Source organism: Enterobacter sp. E12, from assembly GCF_014596715.2.
Classification (GTDB): Bacteria; Pseudomonadota; Gammaproteobacteria; order Enterobacterales; family Enterobacteriaceae; genus Enterobacter; species Enterobacter bugandensis.
Genome location: NZ_CP115601.1, coordinates 3,527,470 through 3,545,915, shown reverse-complemented (window position 1 = coordinate 3,545,915; position 18,446 = coordinate 3,527,470). Strand labels below are relative to the sequence as shown.

At 56.4% G+C, this 18,446-nt stretch carries 17 protein-coding genes; 15 read left to right on the top strand and 2 right to left on the bottom strand.

Going from position 1 to position 18,446, the window contains the following annotated elements; all coding sequences use genetic code 11:
• The first annotated feature begins 79 nt into the window (after positions 1 to 79).
• The 15 genes from IB212_RS16935 (at position 80) to IB212_RS16865 (ending at position 17,026) form a co-directional block, all read left to right on the top strand.
• Entirely contained in the window at positions 80 to 2,458 is a 2,379-nt protein-coding gene (locus tag IB212_RS16935) for a DMSO/selenate family reductase complex A subunit (protein WP_041908720.1), read from the top strand.
• Positions 2,455 to 3,084, top strand: coding sequence for a DMSO/selenate family reductase complex B subunit (locus IB212_RS16930; RefSeq protein WP_003860631.1), 630 nt, complete (start codon positions 2,455 to 2,457; stop codon positions 3,082 to 3,084). The genes IB212_RS16935 and IB212_RS16930 overlap by 4 nt, the downstream gene beginning before the upstream one ends.
• Entirely contained in the window at positions 3,077 to 3,865 is a 789-nt protein-coding gene (locus tag IB212_RS16925; protein WP_041908722.1) for a DmsC/YnfH family molybdoenzyme membrane anchor subunit, read from the top strand. The genes IB212_RS16930 and IB212_RS16925 overlap by 8 nt, the downstream gene beginning before the upstream one ends.
• Complete coding sequence (locus tag IB212_RS16920) at positions 3,865 to 4,740, top strand: 4Fe-4S dicluster domain-containing protein (RefSeq protein ID WP_041908724.1); 876 nt, start codon at positions 3,865 to 3,867, stop codon at positions 4,738 to 4,740. The genes IB212_RS16925 and IB212_RS16920 overlap by 1 nt, the downstream gene beginning before the upstream one ends.
• Positions 4,741 to 4,863: 123 nt before the next feature.
• Positions 4,864 to 5,295 (top strand): nucleoside-diphosphate kinase, encoded by a 432-nt coding sequence (gene ndk, locus IB212_RS16915; RefSeq protein WP_003860625.1) that lies wholly within the window; start codon positions 4,864 to 4,866, stop codon positions 5,293 to 5,295.
• 147 nt (positions 5,296 to 5,442) lie between these two features.
• Positions 5,443 to 6,609 carry a bifunctional tRNA (adenosine(37)-C2)-methyltransferase TrmG/ribosomal RNA large subunit methyltransferase RlmN gene (locus tag IB212_RS16910; RefSeq protein WP_028014062.1) on the top strand — a complete coding sequence of 389 codons (1,167 nt, stop codon included), beginning with the start codon at positions 5,443 to 5,445 and terminating at the stop codon, positions 6,607 to 6,609.
• Positions 6,610 to 6,900: 291 nt separating this feature from the next.
• Positions 6,901 to 7,908, top strand: a complete 1,008-nt coding sequence (gene rodZ, locus IB212_RS16905; RefSeq protein WP_041908725.1) for a cytoskeleton protein RodZ — start codon at positions 6,901 to 6,903, stop codon at positions 7,906 to 7,908.
• A gap of 26 nt (positions 7,909 to 7,934) precedes the next feature.
• Entirely contained in the window at positions 7,935 to 9,053 is a 1,119-nt protein-coding gene (gene ispG, locus IB212_RS16900) for a flavodoxin-dependent (E)-4-hydroxy-3-methylbut-2-enyl-diphosphate synthase (protein WP_025757688.1), read from the top strand.
• An 80-nt stretch (positions 9,054 to 9,133) separates the two neighbouring features.
• Positions 9,134 to 10,408 (top strand): histidine--tRNA ligase, encoded by a 1,275-nt coding sequence (gene hisS, locus IB212_RS16895; RefSeq protein ID WP_028014060.1) that lies wholly within the window; start codon positions 9,134 to 9,136, stop codon positions 10,406 to 10,408.
• A 13-nt stretch (positions 10,409 to 10,421) separates the two neighbouring features.
• Positions 10,422 to 11,042: a YfgM family protein gene (locus IB212_RS16890; protein ID WP_028014059.1), complete on the top strand. Its 621-nt coding sequence runs from the start codon at positions 10,422 to 10,424 to the stop codon at positions 11,040 to 11,042.
• Positions 11,043 to 11,052: 10 nt separating this feature from the next.
• Positions 11,053 to 12,231, top strand: a complete 1,179-nt coding sequence (bamB, locus tag IB212_RS16885; protein WP_028014058.1) for an outer membrane protein assembly factor BamB — start codon at positions 11,053 to 11,055, stop codon at positions 12,229 to 12,231.
• Between the two features lie 112 nt (positions 12,232 to 12,343).
• Positions 12,344 to 13,819 (top strand): ribosome biogenesis GTPase Der, encoded by a 1,476-nt coding sequence (gene der, locus IB212_RS16880; protein ID WP_028014057.1) that lies wholly within the window; start codon positions 12,344 to 12,346, stop codon positions 13,817 to 13,819.
• A gap of 300 nt (positions 13,820 to 14,119) precedes the next feature.
• Positions 14,120 to 15,664, top strand: a complete 1,545-nt coding sequence (locus tag IB212_RS16875) for a peptide MFS transporter (RefSeq protein ID WP_041908728.1) — start codon at positions 14,120 to 14,122, stop codon at positions 15,662 to 15,664.
• 58 nt (positions 15,665 to 15,722) lie between these two features.
• Positions 15,723 to 16,757 (top strand): oxidoreductase, encoded by a 1,035-nt coding sequence (locus IB212_RS16870; RefSeq protein ID WP_041908729.1) that lies wholly within the window; start codon positions 15,723 to 15,725, stop codon positions 16,755 to 16,757.
• A gap of 47 nt (positions 16,758 to 16,804) precedes the next feature.
• Complete coding sequence (locus tag IB212_RS16865) at positions 16,805 to 17,026, top strand: zinc ribbon domain-containing protein (RefSeq protein ID WP_028014054.1); 222 nt, start codon at positions 16,805 to 16,807, stop codon at positions 17,024 to 17,026.
• Here IB212_RS16865 and IB212_RS16860 read toward each other — a convergent pair.
• Together IB212_RS16860 and IB212_RS16855 are read right to left on the bottom strand one after the other, a co-directional pair.
• A complete protein-coding gene (locus IB212_RS16860; protein WP_041908731.1) occupies positions 17,023 to 17,373 on the bottom strand; it encodes a protealysin inhibitor emfourin in 351 nt (116 codons plus the stop codon). The genes IB212_RS16865 and IB212_RS16860 overlap by 4 nt on opposite strands.
• Positions 17,374 to 18,393, bottom strand: a complete 1,020-nt coding sequence (locus IB212_RS16855; RefSeq protein WP_028014052.1) for a M4 family metallopeptidase — start codon at positions 18,391 to 18,393, stop codon at positions 17,374 to 17,376.
• Positions 18,394 to 18,446: the final 53 nt, after the last annotated feature.

The window sequence follows — 18,446 nt, the reverse complement described above, 5'->3', positions numbered from 1 at the left end:
CCGAAGAGTTAGTTTGATAATTATCAATATTCGTTCCTGAAAAAAAACGAGAATGCGTTTTTATTTTAAGGAACGAGCAATGAAGAAAAATAAAAATCAGGGAGAGGGGCTTATTCCCGCGCTATCCCGGCGTCATTTTATTCAGGCAGGGTCGGCGCTCGCCGCCCTTCCTTTTGTAGCGACAACAGGTAAAGCACAGGCACAGAGTGCAGCGGCAACACACGCGACGCCTGAAGAAAAAGTGGTGCAAACCTGCAGCACGTTTGACTGCGGCGGTAAATGTGATATTCGCGCTCACGTCAGTGAGGGCGTAGTCACAAGAATTTCAACGCGTCCGGATAATGAACTGGATCCTCAAATGCCTGTTATGCGCGCCTGCGTTCGTGGCCGCGCTTATCGGAAATTTGTTTATCATCCCGATCGGCTTAAATATCCAATGAAACGCGTGGGTAAACGTGGCGAAGGAAAATTCGAGCGTATTACCTGGGATGAAGCCACCACGCTTATTGCGAATCAATTAAAAACGATTACACAAAAATACGGCGCTGCCTCACGCTATGTGCATGTGGGCACTGCGGTATCCGGCGGAACGTTTTCCGGCGATAAAATGGTTCGTCGTCTGCTCAACTTAACCGGCGGCTATCTTGAAAGCTATCACTCGGTCAGTATGGGCAACACGGCGGCAGCCACGCCGTATACCTACGGCACCGCCGCCAGCGGCAGCTCTCTGGACACCCTGCTGGATACCAAACTGGTCATCCTCTGGGGACATAACCCGACGGAGACGATCTTTGGTCACAGCAACTACTTCTATCAGAAGATGAAGCAAAACGGCACGCGCTTTATCGTCGTCGATCCGCGCTATTCCGATACGGTTTCCTCTCTTGCCGACCAGTGGATCCCGCTGCTTCCCACAACAGACAACGCCCTGATGGACGCCATGATGTACACGATCGTCACGGAGAATCTGCACGATCGCGACTTCATCCAGCGCTATACCCTGGGCTTTGACGAAGCATCCATGCCGGAAGGCGTTCCGGCCAATGAATCCCTGATGGCTTATCTGAGCGGCGCAAAAGATGGCGTGGCGAAAACGCCCGAGTGGGCAGAGAAAATCACCCACGTGCCTGCGCAGACCATTCGTCAGCTGGCGCGCGACTACGCAACCACCAAACCCGCCGCGCTGATCCAGGGCTGGGGACCGCAGCGCCATAACTGCGGCGAGCGCACCGCGCGCGGCTCGACGTTACTGGCAACGCTGACGGGTAACGTTGGGGTGAAGGGCGGCTGGGCGGCAGGCTATGGCGGCTGCGCTAATCGTAAATTTGCTGCCGGGCCGGAGATGCCGGATAACCCGGTAAAAGCCAAAATATCGGTGATGAACTGGGTGCAGGCTGCCGATGATGCTTCTAAGGTAACGGCGGAAGACGGCCTGAAGGATGCAGAGAAGCTGGACAGCAATATCCGCATCCTCTTCTCGCTGGCGGGAAATTATCTGGCTAACCAGAACCCGGCTCTGCATCAGGCGACGCGCGTGCTGGAAGACGAGTCGAAAATCGAGTTTATCGTCGCAAGCGATCTGTTTATGACGCCGAGCGCCCGATACGCCGATCTTCTCCTGCCGGAAACCAGCTTTATGGAACGCTGGAATATCGGCGAAACCTGGGGCACGGCAAGCTATCTGATCCTGTCGGAAAAGCTGATTGAACCTGAATTCGAACGCCGTTCAGACTACGACTGGCTGCGGGAAGTTGCTGCTAAGCTTGGCGTCGAACCTGCATTCAGCGAGGGCCGTGACGAAAAAGCGTGGATTGAGCACATCTGGGAGCAGACGCGGCTCTCCATGCCAGATGAAAACCTGCCAGACTTCGCGACGCTACAAAAGACGCGCCAGCATCTTTTCAAAAGCGCGCCCTTCGTCGCTTTTGAAGACAATATTCGCGATCCGCAAAATCATCCGTTCCCGACGCCGTCCGGGAAAATTGAGATCTTCTCGAAGCGTCTGTACGACATGCACCATCCGGAGATTCCGGCGCTGTCGCACTACGTGCCCGCCCACGAAGGGCCGGAAGACGAACTGGCGAAAACCTTCCCGCTGCAGCTGATCACCTGGAAAGGGAAAAACCGTGCTAACTCAACCCAGTACGCCAACCCGTGGCTGATTGAGGCGCAGCAGCAAAAGCTGTGGATTAACCCGCAGGACGCGCAAAAGCGCGGCATTTCCCAGGGGGATACCGTGCGCATTCATAACGCGCGCGGCATTTGTGAAATTCCGGCTGAAGTCACGCCGCGCATCATTCCGGGCGTTGTTGCCATGCAGGCAGGCGCCTGGTGGCAGCCGGACGAACAGGGCGTCGATAAAGGCGGCTGCGCGAACGTGCTCAGCTCTGCCCGTATTACCGCGCTTGCGAAAGGGAATTCCCATCAAACCATGCTGGTGGAGGTAGCTAAAGCATGAGTCAGTTTAAACACTACGCGCCGGTGAGCGATAAACAGCTGGGTTTCTATATTGACTCTTCCCGCTGCTCGGGCTGCAAGGCATGCCAGGTGGCGTGCAAAGACAAAAACAACCTTGAGGTCGGACGTCGTTTCCGTCGCGTATACGAAGTCAACGGCGGGAATTTCATCCCAACCGGGCAGGGCGGCGTTAGCAACAACGTTTTTGCCTACACGCTCTCTATTTCCTGTAACCACTGTGCGGACCCAATCTGCACCAAAAACTGTCCGACCACCGCAATGCACAAGCGTCCGGGCGACGGCATCGTGCGCGTTGATACGGACAAGTGCGTTGGCTGCGGCTACTGCGCGTGGTCTTGCCCTTACGGCGCGCCACAGCTCAACGAGCAGACCGGGCAGATGTCCAAATGCGATTTTTGCGTGGATCTGCAGGCGAAGGGCGAGCAGCCCGTCTGCGTGGCAACCTGTCCGCTTGAGGCGATCAAATTTGGGCCTATTGATGAACTTCGGGCGAAATACGGTGCGGTATGCGATGTGAAGGGCTTGCCTGATTCCTCGATTACAAAACCGAACCTGGTGATCAAAGCGCATCAGGGCGCAGAGAAAGAGGGGAAACGTCATGCATGAGTTACCGCTGCTGATTTTTACGCTGTTCCTGCAGGGATCGGTTGGCGTGACGCTCTGGCTGGCGTTCGGAGGGGCGCATACTACACCGCGTAGCGCGCTGCTGCCTGCCGCTGGGGCGTTTGTACTGGCGAGCCTGGGGCTGCTCGCCTCAGCGCTGCATATGGGCTATCCGCTCAACGCCCTGAACGCGCTACGCCACGTCTCCAGCTCGTGGCTGAGCCGCGAGATTATCTTCGCCAGCCTTTACCTGGCGGCGCTTGGCCTCGCCGTGCTGCTGATGTTTTCCAATAAGCCTGGCTGGAAGCTGCTTTTGGCCGTGGCGGGTCTTGTCGGGCTGGTGGACGTGTTCTGCATGGCACAAATCTACATGCACGCGTCCGTGGTGACCTGGAAGCACATTAACACGCTGGTACTGTTTATCGGCTCGGTGGGTATCATCGGTTCAGCCTGCATGGCAGTTGGGATGCATTCCCAGACTACCCTGCGTGCGGCGGTTGTCATTATCACGCTGGTGGTGCTTGTGCGTCTGGTGATGCAGCCCGTCTGGCTGGCAGACATCACTGCCATGGACAATACCGTGGTGACGTTCCCTCACGCACCGCTACGGATGCTCGAACAGCTGCGCGCGGTACATCTGCTGAGCTGGTGCGTGTCCGTTGCAGGTATGCTCTGCTTTGCTGCGGGCGGCCTGAAAGCGGCGCGCGGCACGCTGCTGCTGGGCAGCGGCTTGCTGATTGTGGGTGAACTGATGCTGCGCTTCGTTTTCTTCAGTATTGGCTGATGGGCAGATTGACGTTTGCCCCGGCGATGGACGTGACGCATGCGTGCGTCCGTCGCCGTTTTCGCCACGCTTCCTGCTGCGCCTGCGCGGACGTTTGTCCAGCGCAGGCTTTTTCTTTTACGGAAACCGGCGTCTCGGTTGATGAAAATCGCTGTATTGAATGCGGTGACTGCCTGTTCGTCTGCCCCTCCGGGGCCATTACCGGCATCGCGCCGCGAAGGCGATTTCTGCGTGGAGATACCCTTGTTGGGCCTTTTACTGAACGCGCACCTGGGGTGAATGAGCTGCTGCTGTGGCACGCGCAACGCCGGGTTCGTTTTATCAGTATCGACGCAGAGCAATACCCTGACTGGCTGCTGGCGCTTGCCCGGCTTAATCTTGCGCTTCGTCGCCGTGGTGAAGCGGAGTGGGGGTTTAAGCTCATACCGATCGGCGAGGTGAATATCGCTCGTCGTGCGCTGATGCACGTTCCCCGCGAGGATGTAAAAGCCTGTCGCGTTTCCCCGGGGCCGCGGGAGCTGCGCAGGGCATTCTCGACATTTAGCGAGTCAGATATCGCACTCGATATTAATAAGTGCGTGCTGTGCGGTGCGTGCTGGCGAAGCTGCCCGGAAAACGCGTTTCGGTTTGAGAACGCCGCGCTGGTGGTGGAGACCGGGCGCTGTACCGGCTGCGGTGGCTGTGAGGCAGTATGTCAGCACGAGGCGATAAACGTCGCAGAAACAGATGGACCGGCAAAAAACGTGGCCACTCCCGCATATAAAGCAGTTTGCCTGACGTGCCAGCGCCAGTTCTGGTCATTTACGCCTGATGAAAAGCAGTGCCCGCTCTGTTTACGCCATCAACACGGTATGCGAAATCCTGCCTGTTGCTAATCTTCGTCTCATTTTAAAAAAATGTTATGCAGAACCATAGGCAATGGCGCTATTGCTCTTTATAATCCGCGCCACACCATACTCAGGTATGCAAAACAACAGAACATTTTACAGAGGTTATCAATGGCTATTGAACGTACTTTTTCCATCATCAAACCAAACGCGGTGGCAAAAAACGTTATTGGCAGCATCTTCGCTCGCTTTGAATCAGCAGGGTTTAAGATCGTTGGCACCAAAATGCTGCACCTGACCGTTGAGCAGGCTCGCGGTTTCTACGCTGAGCACGAAGGTCGTCCATTCTTTGACGGCCTGGTGGAGTTCATGACCTCCGGTCCAATCGTGGTCTCCGTGCTGGAAGGCGAAAACGCAGTACAGCGTCACCGCGATCTGCTGGGTGCAACCAACCCGGACAACGCGCTGGCAGGTACCCTGCGCGCTGACTACGCGGACAGCTTCACCGAGAACGGCACCCACGGTTCTGACTCCGTTGAGTCTGCCGCGCGCGAAATCGCGTTCTTCTTCGCTGAAGGCGAAGTGTGCCCGCGCACTCGCTAATAATTTCGTAAATGCCGCGTGCAAACGTGGCATCCCTGCGCCAGACTTTGTACAATGCAACGCCCCGGACGAGCAGACCGCTTTCCGGGGCGTTTCTTTTCAACCCACCAAGGGCCACAACGTGTAACAACGAGGCCGGAAAAAATTATGTCTGAACTAGTGAATACCTCCGAAGTCGCCATTCCTGCGGTTCCCAATAAAAATGGAAAAATTAACCTGCTGGACCTGAACCGTCAGCAGATGCGCGAGTTCTTTAAAGATATGGGTGAGAAGCCGTTTCGTGCCGATCAGGTAATGAAATGGATGTACCACTACTGCAGCGACAACTTTGATGAGATGACCGACATCAACAAAGTGCTGCGCAACAAGCTCAAAGAAGTGGCTGAAATCCGCGCGCCGGAGGTGGTGGAAGAGCAGCGCTCGGCAGACGGCACCATCAAATGGGCGATTGCCGTAGGCGATCAGCGCGTTGAAACCGTCTACATCCCGGAAGACGATCGTGCCACGCTGTGCGTCTCTTCTCAGGTGGGCTGTGCGCTGGAGTGCAAATTCTGCTCTACGGCTCAGCAAGGTTTTAACCGTAACCTTCGCGTGTCTGAAATCATCGGTCAGGTCTGGCGCGCCGCGAAAATCGTGGGTGCAGCAAAAGTGACCGGCACGCGTCCGATCACCAACGTGGTAATGATGGGGATGGGCGAACCGCTGCTGAACCTGACCAACGTGGTGCCGGCGATGGAAATCATGCTGGATGACTTCGGTTTTGGCCTGTCCAAGCGCCGCGTGACGCTGTCTACCTCAGGCGTTGTGCCTGCGCTGGATAAGCTCGGCGACATGATTGACGTTGCGCTGGCTATCTCCCTGCACGCGCCAAACGATGAAATTCGTGACGAAATTGTACCGATTAACAAAAAGTACAATATCGAAACCTTCCTCGCTGCCGTGCGTCGCTACCTGGAGAAATCCAACGCAAACCAGGGCCGCGTCACCATCGAGTACGTGATGCTGGACCACGTCAACGACGGTACTGAGCACGCGCATCAGCTGGCTGAACTGCTGAAGGATACGCCATGCAAAATCAACCTGATCCCATGGAACCCGTTCCCGGGCGCGCCGTATGGCCGTAGCTCGAACAGCCGTATCGACCGTTTCTCCAAGGTGCTGATGGAGTATGGTTTCACCACCATCGTGCGTAAAACCCGCGGTGATGATATTGATGCTGCATGCGGACAGTTGGCCGGTGACGTCATTGACCGTACCAAACGTACCCTGCGTAAACGCATGCAGGGCGAGACCATTGCGGTTAAAGCTGTTTGATTATTATGCATCACGGCGCATTATCTACGCTGTGATGCATAATCTGACTGAATAATCAGTCAGATTCGTGACGTTTGATTAATAATTACGGTGCGTTTCATATGAGTTTCGGGCAGTATGTAACGACGTAACAACAGTTTAGCCACGCGGGCAGAGCTGCACTGTCATCTACCGGCTGACAGTCTTATACTGTCTGTTCAAGGTTAACTGACCTGAAGTTTCGCGGTGCGGGCGGCATTGTGACTCACCGGCACCTGAACCCTTTTTTTCACGTACCAGTAGTTGTAGCGAATGAATACTGAAGCCACTCACGACCAACATGAAGCACTCTCCACTGGCGTTCGTCTTCGCAACGCCCGTGAACAACTCGGACTCAGCCAGCAAGCTGTTGCAGAACGCTTGTGCCTGAAAGTTTCCACGGTTCGCGATATTGAAGAAGATAAGGCGCCTGCCGATCTGGCTTCAACATTTCTGCGCGGCTATATCCGCTCTTACGCAAAACTGGTGCACATCCCCGAAAACGAATTACTGCCAATGATGGAGAAGCAGGCACCGGTTCGTGCAGCAAAAGTTGCCCCGATGCAAACTTTCTCCCTGGGGAAACGTCGTAAAAAACGTGATGGCTGGCTGATGAGCTTTACCTGGCTGGTGCTGTTTGTTGTTGTCGGCCTGACTGGCGCATGGTGGTGGCAAAACCACAAGGCGCAGCAGGAAGAGATCACCACTATGGCCGATCAATCCTCCGCTGAACTCAATCAGGCGAGCAATAGTGGTGCCCAGAGCGTTCCGCTGAACACCGACGGTGCGGCGGCCTCAAGCGAGCCGCAAACAACGGCTCCGGCAACCGATGCAGCACAGGCTCCGGCCGCAACGGCGAACACCGCTGCGCCTCAGGCTCAGGATCAAAACGCAGTCGTCGCCCCTTCTCAGGCAAATGTCGATACTGCGGCGAACGCCCCTGCACCGACTCAGCCGGCGAACAACGCCGCGGCGTCCCTGCCGACCGACCCGGCTGCAACCGCCGCGCCAGCCGCCGATCCAAACGCGCTGGTGATGAACTTCACGGCTGACTGTTGGCTGGAAGTGACTGACGCGACAGGTAAAAAACTGTTCAGCGGCCTGCAGCGGAAAGATGGCACGCTAAACCTAACGGGTCAGGCACCTTACAAACTTAAAATCGGCGCTCCGGCAGCGGTACAGATCCAGTATCAAGGAAAACCTGTCGACCTGAGCCGCTTTATCAGAACTAACCAGGTTGCACGTCTTACCGTTAATGCCGAACAATCAGCAGCACAGTAACAGACGGGCAACGCGGGAGATTTTTCATGCATAACCAGGCTCCGATTCAACGTAGAAAATCGAAACGGATTTACGTTGGGAATGTGCCAGTCGGCGATGGGGCACCTATCGCCGTCCAGTCGATGACCAATACGCGCACCACGGATGTGGAAGCAACGGTCAACCAAATCAAAGCATTAGAGCGTGTAGGCGCGGACATTGTTCGCGTCTCAGTGCCCACTATGGATGCCGCTGAGGCGTTCAAGCTGATCAAACAGCAGGTCAGCGTGCCGCTGGTTGCAGATATCCACTTCGACTACCGTATCGCGCTGAAAGTTGCTGAATACGGCGTTGATTGCCTGCGTATTAACCCGGGCAACATCGGCAATGAAGAACGCATTCGCATGGTGGTTGACTGCGCCCGCGACAAAAACATTCCAATCCGTATCGGCGTGAACGCCGGCTCTCTGGAAAAAGATCTGCAGGAAAAGTATGGCGAGCCAACGCCGCAGGCGCTGCTCGAATCCGCCATGCGTCACGTCGATCATCTGGATCGTCTTAACTTCGATCAGTTCAAGGTCAGCGTTAAAGCCTCTGACGTTTTCCTGGCCGTTGAATCGTATCGTCTGCTGGCAAAACAGATCGACCAGCCTCTGCATCTCGGGATAACCGAAGCGGGCGGCCTGCGTAGCGGTTCGGTGAAGTCTGCGATCGGCCTGGGCCTGCTGCTCTCCGAAGGGATCGGCGACACCCTGCGCGTCTCGCTGGCGGCGGATCCGGTAGAAGAGATCAAGGTCGGTTTCGATATTCTGAAATCGCTGCGTATCCGCTCGCGTGGGATCAACTTCATTGCCTGCCCAACCTGTTCGCGTCAGGAATTTGACGTGATCGGCACGGTGAATGCCCTGGAGCAGCGTCTGGAAGACATCATCACCCCGATGGACGTCTCCATCATCGGCTGTGTCGTGAACGGTCCGGGTGAAGCGCTGGTCTCAACCCTGGGCGTAACCGGCGGTAACAAGAAAAGTGGTCTCTATGAAGATGGCGTTCGTAAAGATCGTCTGGATAATAGCGACATGATTGACCAGCTTGAAGCCCGCATCCGCGCCAAAGCCGCGATGATGGACGAGACACAGCGCATCAGCGTTCAGCAGGTTGAAAAATAACGTGATGGGAAGCGTGCCGCTTCCCATGTATGATTGAACCCATTCTTTGGGTTTTTTTTGTATATAGAAAGAGAATAAACGTGGCAAAAAACATTCAAGCCATCCGCGGCATGAACGATTACCTGCCTGGCGAAACCGCCATCTGGCAGCGCATTGAAGGCACGCTGAAGCAGGTGCTCGGCAGCTACGGTTACAGCGAAATCCGTTTGCCGATTGTAGAGCAGACCCCGTTATTCAAACGCGCGATCGGTGAAGTGACCGACGTGGTTGAAAAAGAGATGTACACCTTTGAGGACCGCAACGGCGACAGCCTGACCCTGCGTCCGGAAGGTACGGCGGGCTGCGTACGCGCCGGCATCGAACATGGTCTTCTGTACAATCAGGAGCAGCGCCTGTGGTATATCGGCCCGATGTTCCGCCACGAACGTCCGCAGAAAGGTCGTTATCGCCAGTTTAACCAGCTGGGTGTGGAAGTCTTTGGCCTGCAGGGCCCGGACATCGATGCCGAACTGATTATGCTGACCGCCCGCTGGTGGCGCGCCCTCGGTATCTCTGAGCACGTTTCGCTGGAACTGAACTCAATCGGTTCTCTGGAAGCGCGCGCTAACTACCGCGATGCGCTGGTGGCGTTCCTGGAGCAGCATAAAGAGAAGCTGGACGAAGACTGCAAACGTCGCATGTACAGCAACCCGCTGCGCGTGCTGGATTCCAAAAACCCTGATGTTCAGGCGCTGCTGAACGATGCCCCTGCGCTGGGTGACTACCTGGACGACGAGTCTCGCGAACACTTTACCGGCCTGTGCAAGCTGCTCGAAGCGGCGGGCATTGCCTACACCGTGAACCAGCGTCTGGTGCGCGGTCTGGACTACTACAACCGCACCGTGTTTGAGTGGGTAACCACCAGCCTCGGTTCTCAGGGCACCGTGTGTGCCGGCGGCCGTTATGACGGTCTGGTTGAGCAACTGGGTGGTCGTGCGGCGCCTGCGGTTGGCTTCGCGATGGGTCTTGAGCGACTTGTTTTGCTGGTTCAGGCAGTTAATCCGGAATTTAAAGCAGATTCCGTTGTCGATATATACCTGGTGGCTTCAGGCGCGGAAACGCAGTCTGCGGCGATGCAGCTTGCCGAACGCGTGCGCGATGCGCTGCCGGGCGTTAAGCTGATGACCAACCATGGCGGCGGCAACTTCAAAAAACAGTTTGCTCGTGCCGATAAGTGGGGCGCAAGTATTGCACTGGTGCTGGGCGAGTCCGAAGTGGCTAACGGCGAAGTGGTTGTAAAAGACCTGCGCTCTGGTGAGCAGACAACGGTAACGCAGGACGGCGTTGCGGCGCACTTGCGCACTCTATTGGGCTAAGGAGAAAGACGGCGTGGAAATGTACGAGAACGAACACGATCAGGTCGACGCGATTAAACGCTTCTTTGCTGAAAACGGCAAAGCGCTGGTTGTTGGGGTTATTTTAGGTGTGGGTGCGCTGGTGGGCTGGCGTTACTGGAACAACCATCAGGCGGATTCCGCGCGCGGCGCGTCCCTGTCCTATGAAAATACCGTTAGCGCGATTCGTGCCGACCAGCCGCAAACGCTGGCTGCGGCAGAGAAATTTGCCGCTGACAACAAAAACACCTACGGTGCGCTGGCAGCGCTGGAAGTGGCTCAGCAGTACGTTGATAAAAACGAACTGGATAAAGCCGCTGCTCAGCTGTCTCAGGGCCTTGCTGCTGCCAGCGATGAAAACCTGAAAGCGGTGATCAATCTGCGCCTGGCACGTATTCAGGTTCAGCAGAAAAAAGCTGACGACGCGCTGAAAACGCTCGATACCATCAAAGGCGAAGGTTTTGCTGCCATCGTTGCCGATCTGCGCGGTGAAGCACTGCTGAGCAAAGGTGACAAAGCGGGCGCGCGTAAAGCGTGGCAAGCTGGCGTAGAGAGCAAAGCGTCACCTGCGCTGAGCGAAATGATGCAGATGAAAATAAATAATTTGTCCGTCTGAGAGGGACCCGATGCAATTGCGTAAATTACTTCTGCCAGGACTGCTTTCTGTTACGTTATTAAGTGGTTGTTCACTGTTCAGTGGCGAAGAAGACGTTGTGAAAATGTCCCCACTGCCGACGGTTGAAAACCAGTTTACCCCATCCACCGCGTGGGATGTCTCCGTGGGCAGTGGGATTGGTGATTTCTATTCCAACCTTCATCCTGCGTATGCAGACAGCGTTGTCTATGCCGCTGACCGCAAAGGTACCGTGAAAGCGGTGAACGCCGATGACGGGAAAGAAGTGTGGTCCGTTAACCTGGCGGAAAAAGACGGCTGGTTCTCCCGTAAACCTGCACTGCTGTCTGGCGGCCTGACCGTTTCCGGTGGGCATGTCTACGTGGGCAGCGAAAAAGCGCAGGTTTACGCGCTGAATGCCAGCGATGGTTCTGTTGCATGGCAGACCGCCGTAGCCGGTGAATCCTTGTCACGTCCGGTCGTGAGCGACGGGCTGGTGCTGATCCATACCAGCAACGGCCAGCTGCAGGCGCTGAATGAAGCGGACGGCCTGGTGAAATGGACCGTTAACCTGGATATGCCAGCGCTGTCTCTGCGCGGTGAATCCGCACCTGCAACCGCATTTGGCGCTGCCATTGTGGGTGGTGACAACGGTCGCGTGAGTGCCGTGCTGATGCAGCAGGGCCAGATGATCTGGCAGCAGCGTATCTCGCAGGCCACTGGCTCAACTGAAATCGACCGCCTGAGCGACGTAGATACTACTCCGGTTATCGTTGACGGTGTGGTTTACGCCCTGGCCTATAACGGCAACCTGACCGCGCTGGACCTGCGCAGCGGCCAGATCATGTGGAAACGTGAGCTGGGCTCTGTGAATGATTTCATCGTGGACGGTAACCGCATCTATATGGTTGACCAGAACGATCGCCTGCTGGCGCTGAGCACCGAAGGCGGCGTGACGCTGTGGACGCAAAGCGATCTGCTGCACCGTCTGCTGACCGCGCCAGTGCTGTACAACGGTAGCCTGGTGGTTGGCGACAGCGAAGGCTATATGCACTGGGTTGATCCAGAGAATGGCCGCTTTGTGGCGCAGCAGAAAGTGGACGGTTCAGGCTTCCTGACCGACCCGGTTGTGGCTGACGGCAAACTGCTGATTCAGGCAAAAGACGGCACGTTGTACGCGATCACGCGTTAATTACCCGGCGGTTGTAGTATACTAAACGGCTCCTGTTCACTCAGGAGCCGTTTTGACATTTTTAAAAACGCCGCGAATGCGACGTTTATTTGAATTTTATGAGGCTTCAAACATGGTACCTGTGGTCGCGCTTGTCGGGCGCCCTAACGTTGGAAAATCCACTCTTTTTAACCGTTTAACACGCACCCGTGATGCGCTGGTTGCGGATTTCCCGGGGCTGACGCGTGACCGTAAGTACGGTCGTGCAGAGGTGGAAGGACGCGAGTTCATCTGTATTGATACCGGCGGTATTGATGGCACAGAAGACGGCGTTGAAACCCGCATGGCGGAACAGTCCTTGCTGGCGATTGAAGAAGCAGATGTTGTGCTGTTCATGGTGGATGCGCGCGCTGGCCTGATGCCGGCGGACTCCGCAATCGCTAAGCACCTGCGTTCTCGCGAAAAGCCAACTTTCCTGGTGGCGAACAAAACTGACGGCATCGATGCCGATCAGGCTATCGCGGACTTCTGGTCTCTGGGCATGGGGGATATCCACCCGATTGCGGCATCGCATGGCCGCGGTGTGACCAGCCTGCTGGAAACCGTTCTGCTGCCGTGGGTGGACGAAGTGAACCCGCCGGAAGAGGTGGACGAAGACGCCGCATACTGGGCGCAGTTCGAAGACGGTGAAGAGGGCGAAGAAGAAGAGCCTGAGGATGACTTCAACCCGCAGGATCTGCCGATCAAGCTGGCTATCGTCGGTCGTCCAAACGTAGGTAAGTCTACGCTTACTAACCGTATTCTGGGTGAAGAGCGCGTGGTGGTTTACGACATGCCGGGCACTACGCGTGACAGCATCTACATCCCGATGCAGCGCGATGAACGTGAGTATGTCCTCATCGACACCGCCGGTGTACGTAAGCGCGGAAAAATCACCGACGTGGTGGAAAAATTCTCCGTTATCAAAACCCTGCAGGCGATTGAAGATGCCAACGTGGTGCTGCTGGTCATCGACGCGCGCGAAGGTATCTCCGATCAGGATCTCTCTCTGCTCGGCTTTATCCTCAATAGTGGGCGCTCACTGGTCATCGTCGTCAACAAGTGGGACGGCCTGAGCAATGAAGTGCGCGAGCAGGTGAAAGAGACCCTGGACTTCCGTCTGGGCTTTATCGACTTTGCCCGCGTGCACTTTATCTCTGCGCTGCACGGCAGCGGCGTCGGTAACCTGTTCGAATCCGTGCGTGAAGCCTACGACAGCTCCACCCGTCGTCAGAGCACCGCCATGCTGACCCGTATCATGAATATGGCAGCGGAAGACCACCAGCCGCCGCTGGTGCGCGGTCGTCGCGTGAAGCTGAAATATGCCCACGCCGGTGGCTATAACCCGCCAATCGTGGTGATTCACGGCAACCAGGTGAAAGACCTGCCGGATTCCTACAAGCGCTACCTGATGAACTACTTCCGTAAATCGCTGGACGTGATGGGCACGCCTATTCGTATCCAGTTTAAGGAAGGGGAAAACCCGTTCGCCAACAAGCGCAACACCCTGACGCCGAACCAGATGCGTAAGCGTAAGCGTTTGATTAAGCACATTAAGAAAAGCAAATAATCATTGCCGATCTCAAAAAGGCCCGCGTTTATCGCGGGCTTTTTTTTGGCCCAATCATACCGTCGGTTCTCTCTGTGTGAAGTCAATCACTATTCACTCCCAACCATCTTTAAATCCAGAAAAGTAGACAATCGTCGAATTTTCATCTTAAAGTCCCTGGTCCGGTACTAGACAAAACTAGCGACTGGTTATCAAATGGTTAACTAACTTTTCGCCGCATGTAAAAAATCGGTCAGATACGTAACTGGCCGGCGTACCTGCTGGTGTTTACAAGCACGACACATACCTTTCGGGAGAATTATGCAATCCTCTGTTAATCAAAAAGAGAGCCGAACCTTCTTCGGCCATCCTTATCCGCTCGGTTCGCTGTTCTTTACCGAGATGTGGGAGCGTTTCTCGTTCTACGGCATTCGCCCGCTGCTGATCCTGTTTATGGCCGCCACCGTCTATGACGGCGGGATGGGGCTGGCGCGCGAAAACGCCTCGGCGATTGTCGGTATTTTTGCCGGCACCATGTACCTGGCCGCACTCCCGGGCGGCTGGCTGGCGGATAACTGGCTCGGCCAGCAGAGAGCCGTCTGGTACGGTTCGATTCTGATCGCGCTCGGCCACCTGTCGATTGCGCTGTCGGCTATCATGGGCAACAACCTGTTCTTTATCGGCCTGATGTTCATCGTGCTCGGCTCTGGCCTGTTCAAAACCTGTATCTCGGTGATGGTCGGCACCCTGTATAAAAAAGGCGATGCGCGTCGTGACGGCGGTTTCTCGCTGTTCTACATGGGCATTAATATGGGCTCGTTCATCGCCCCGTTGATTTCTGGCTGGCTGATCAAAACCCACGGCTGGCACTGGGGCTTTGGTATTGGCGGCATCGGGATGCTGGTGGCGCTGATTATCTTCCGCGTGTTTGCGGTTCCGGCGATGAAGCGCTACGACAGCGAAGTCGGTCTGGACTCGACATGGAACAGCCCGGTGGTGAAGCGCAACGGCGTGGGCGTCTGGCTGCTGGCGCTGGCGGCAGGCGTGGCAACGCTCGTGACGCTGATCGCGCAGGGCGTGATTGTCATTAACCCGGTCGCGGTAGCCAGCGTGCTGGTCTACGTAATTGCGGCGTCTGTTGCCCTCTACTTCATCTACCTGTTCATCTTCGCGGGCCTGAACCGCAAAGAGCGCGCCAGGCTGCTGGTCTGCTTTATTCTGCTGGTCTCCGCCGCGTTCTTCTGGTCCGCGTTTGAGCAGAAGCCAACCTCGTTCAACCTGTTTGCCAACGACTACACTAACCGCATGATCGGTGATTTTGAAATTCCGGCGGTATGGTTCCAGTCGATCAACGCCCTGTTCATCATCCTGCTGGCCCCGGTGTTCAGCTGGGCATGGCCAAAGCTCGCGAGCATGAACATTCGCCCGAGCAGCATCACCAAGTTTGTTATCGGTATTCTGTGTGCGGCAGCGGGCTTTGGCCTGATGATGCTGGCGGCACAGAACGTGCTGAGCAACGGCGGGGCGGGCGTGTCGCCGTTCTGGCTGGTGGGCAGTATCTTGATGCTGACGCTGGGTGAGCTGTGCCTGAGCCCGATCGGTCTGGCGACCATGACCCTGCTGGCGCCGGAGAGAATGCGCGGCCAGATGATGGGGCTGTGGTTCTGCGCCAGCGCGCTGGGTAACCTGGCGGCGGGCCTGATTGGCGGTCACGTGAAGGCCGACCAGCTGGATATGCTGCCGGATCTCTTCGCGCGCTGCTCCATCGCGCTGCTGATTTGTGCCGCAGTGCTGATCGTCCTCATTGTTCCGGTGCGCCGCATGCTGGAAAATGCACAAACTAAACCGGCAGCTAGCGCCTCATAAACCTCAGTGTGCCGGGGCAGGCGTTATGCCCCGGCACTGTACTTCCTGAGGTGAAACCATGCAGTTAGGATTTGTTGGTCTTGGTGCGGTAGTGGAAACAGCCTATCTGCCCGCACTACGTAATCTGTTCGATGGCGCTGTTCGTTGTTTCGGCTTTGATGTTCTCCCCGCAAAGCACCCTGAAGGCGTTACGCGCTGCGCCTCGCTTGCGGCGCTTTTAGCCACCCCGCTGGATACCCTTTTTATTACCACTGCATCGCTGCACCACCTAGAGGTGCTTGAGCTGGCGATTGCCTCGCCGGTTCCGCGGATTGTGATTGAAAAACCGATTGTCGCTACGCTTCCTCAAATCGAAAAACTCAACGCGCTGCTGGCAACGCCCGGCGTGGCGTCCCGCGTGCTGGCGCTCGATCACTGGATGGCGCGCATCGAAACGGTGAAGCGGTCGCTGGTCGGCCATGTATCTGACATTGCCAGAATCGAAGGTTTTTTGCAGGAGCCGAGCGGATATAACGCCGCAGGGGAACCCATCGCGCTCAATTTCGCGACCGGAGAACCGGATACCAGAACGCTTCGCCACCCGGACGGCGTGATTCTGGATATCGGAACGCACGTGCTGGCGATGCTGCGTGAAACGCTGCGCTATCTGGGCGGTCAGGACGATATGACGCTGCAGATGGTAACGGCTAAAGACCGCCTGGGCCACGATATTGCAAAGGGTGACCTGACCACCGCGGAAGGCGAGGCGCACTTGCAGGGAACCATCAGCGGCGTGCCGGTGGGCATCTGGCTTAATAAATACGCGGGACCCGCGGGCGGGCAAAAGGGCCTGCGTCTCTATTTACGCGACGGGCGCATTATCAACTACGACCGACGCGGTGCGGAAGATGTGCTGAAGCTAGTTAAAGGTAAGACTATTCAGCGCTGGCATATCCCCGGCACGATCTACGAACGCTGTCTTGCCGGTCATATTCTTGGCGCAAACAGTCTGTTTGAGCGCGATCCGCAGGAGGTGAGCCGCACAACGCGCCGCAGGATCGATGAGGTGGCGCTGCTGCTGACCTTGCAGCAACAGTTGCGTGGCCCGCACTGAAGACGTGGTAAAATTATCGCAGACCTGAACGCCCTGAAGGAGACACCATGACCATTACCTGCCCGGATTGCCAGGCACAGCTTGAACCCCTGAACGGGGCGGCGCACTGTGACAGCTGTAATAAAGATATTGCGCTCGAAGCCCGCTGCCCGGAGTGCCATCAGCCACTCCAGGTCTTAAAGGCCTGCGGGGCGGTGGACTATTTCTGCCAGAACGGCCACGGCTTAATTTCTAAAAAGCGCGTGGAGTTTGTTCCGGCCGAAGATTAATCGCACACGCAATCTTCGCCTTTTTTCCACAGCTCGACCAGCGACTCGGGCGCTTCCTGCTCAGGTACCAGCACGATGATATCGGCGTAGTGCGCCTGATTTTGGCCGGTCCAGATAATCTGGATGCGGAAATAGCGCTGGTCACCGCTGCCGGGTGACGACGCCTGACCCGGCGGCTGACCGCGTGGAAAGGCCTGCTCCAGGATGCTCACCAGGCGCTGGCGCTGGGCCTCATTAAGCGAGGAGAGCGCGATGGTACGCTGGCCGCTCAGCTTAGGAATAAAAGCGACGCCGCCTTCCCGGGCCAGCTCAACCACGGCGTCATCCGTCAGTTCCGGAACCTGCATTTACAGCACTCCCACCTGTTCCCAGGCCTGTTTTATCGCCGCCCCAACGTCGCTACCGGAGCGTTTCTCTCCGTGCGCTATCGTCAGTTTTGCGAAGGCATCAAAATCCGCATCCTGCGCCAGATTGCGATCGCAAACCGTGTCGTACCAGGCATAACCGGCTTTTTCCCAGGCGTAACCGCCGATCGCCGTCGCGGCCAGGTAAAACGCCCGGTTGGGGATGCCGGAGTTAAGATGGACGCCGCCGTTATCCTCGCGCGTTTTGATGAAATCTTTCATGTGCGCGGGCTGCGGGTCTTTGCCGAGCAGGGGATCGTCGTAGGCGGTGCCGGGTTCAGACATGGAGCGCAGCCCTTTGCCGTTAATGCCCGCGGCCAGCAGCCCTTCACCAATCAACCAGTCTGCTTTATCGGCGGTTTGCTTGAGATGGTACTGTTTCACCAGCGAACCAAACACGTCTGACAGGGACTCATTCAGCGCGCCTGACTGTTCGAAATAGATTAGCCCGGCTTCGGTCTCGGTGACGCCGTGGCTCAGCTCGTGTGCCACCACGTCGATGGCAATCGTAAAGCGGTTAAAGATCTCCCCGTCGCCGTCGCCAAACACCATCTGCTGACCGTTCCAGAAGGCGTTCTGATATTCCCGACCATAGTGAACGGTGCCGGTCAAAATCAGCCCCTTATTATCGAGCGAATCGCGCTGATATTCTTTCCAGAAGAAATCATGGGTGATACCCAAATAATCGTACGCCTCGTCCACGGCCACATCGCCATTCGACGGCTGGCCCTCGTAACGCACCTGGGTACCCGGCAGCTCCTGGGTCTGTTTCGCATCGTAGATATCGCGCTCAAGCTGACCGGCTTTATTCACGTGCGGCGCGGCGGGTTTGCCCGGCATATGCGCCATCAGCGTCTGGACGTGGGTTAAGGTCTGACGGGCATAGCGCTGCTGCGGTTCGGAACCGCTTTCGATAATACGACGAAGAATATAAGGGGGAATAACGCTACGAAGATGGGACATGCTGCTCTCCTTATTAAAAAAGGGAATAGCAGCAGTATAGTAAGTAACCGGCG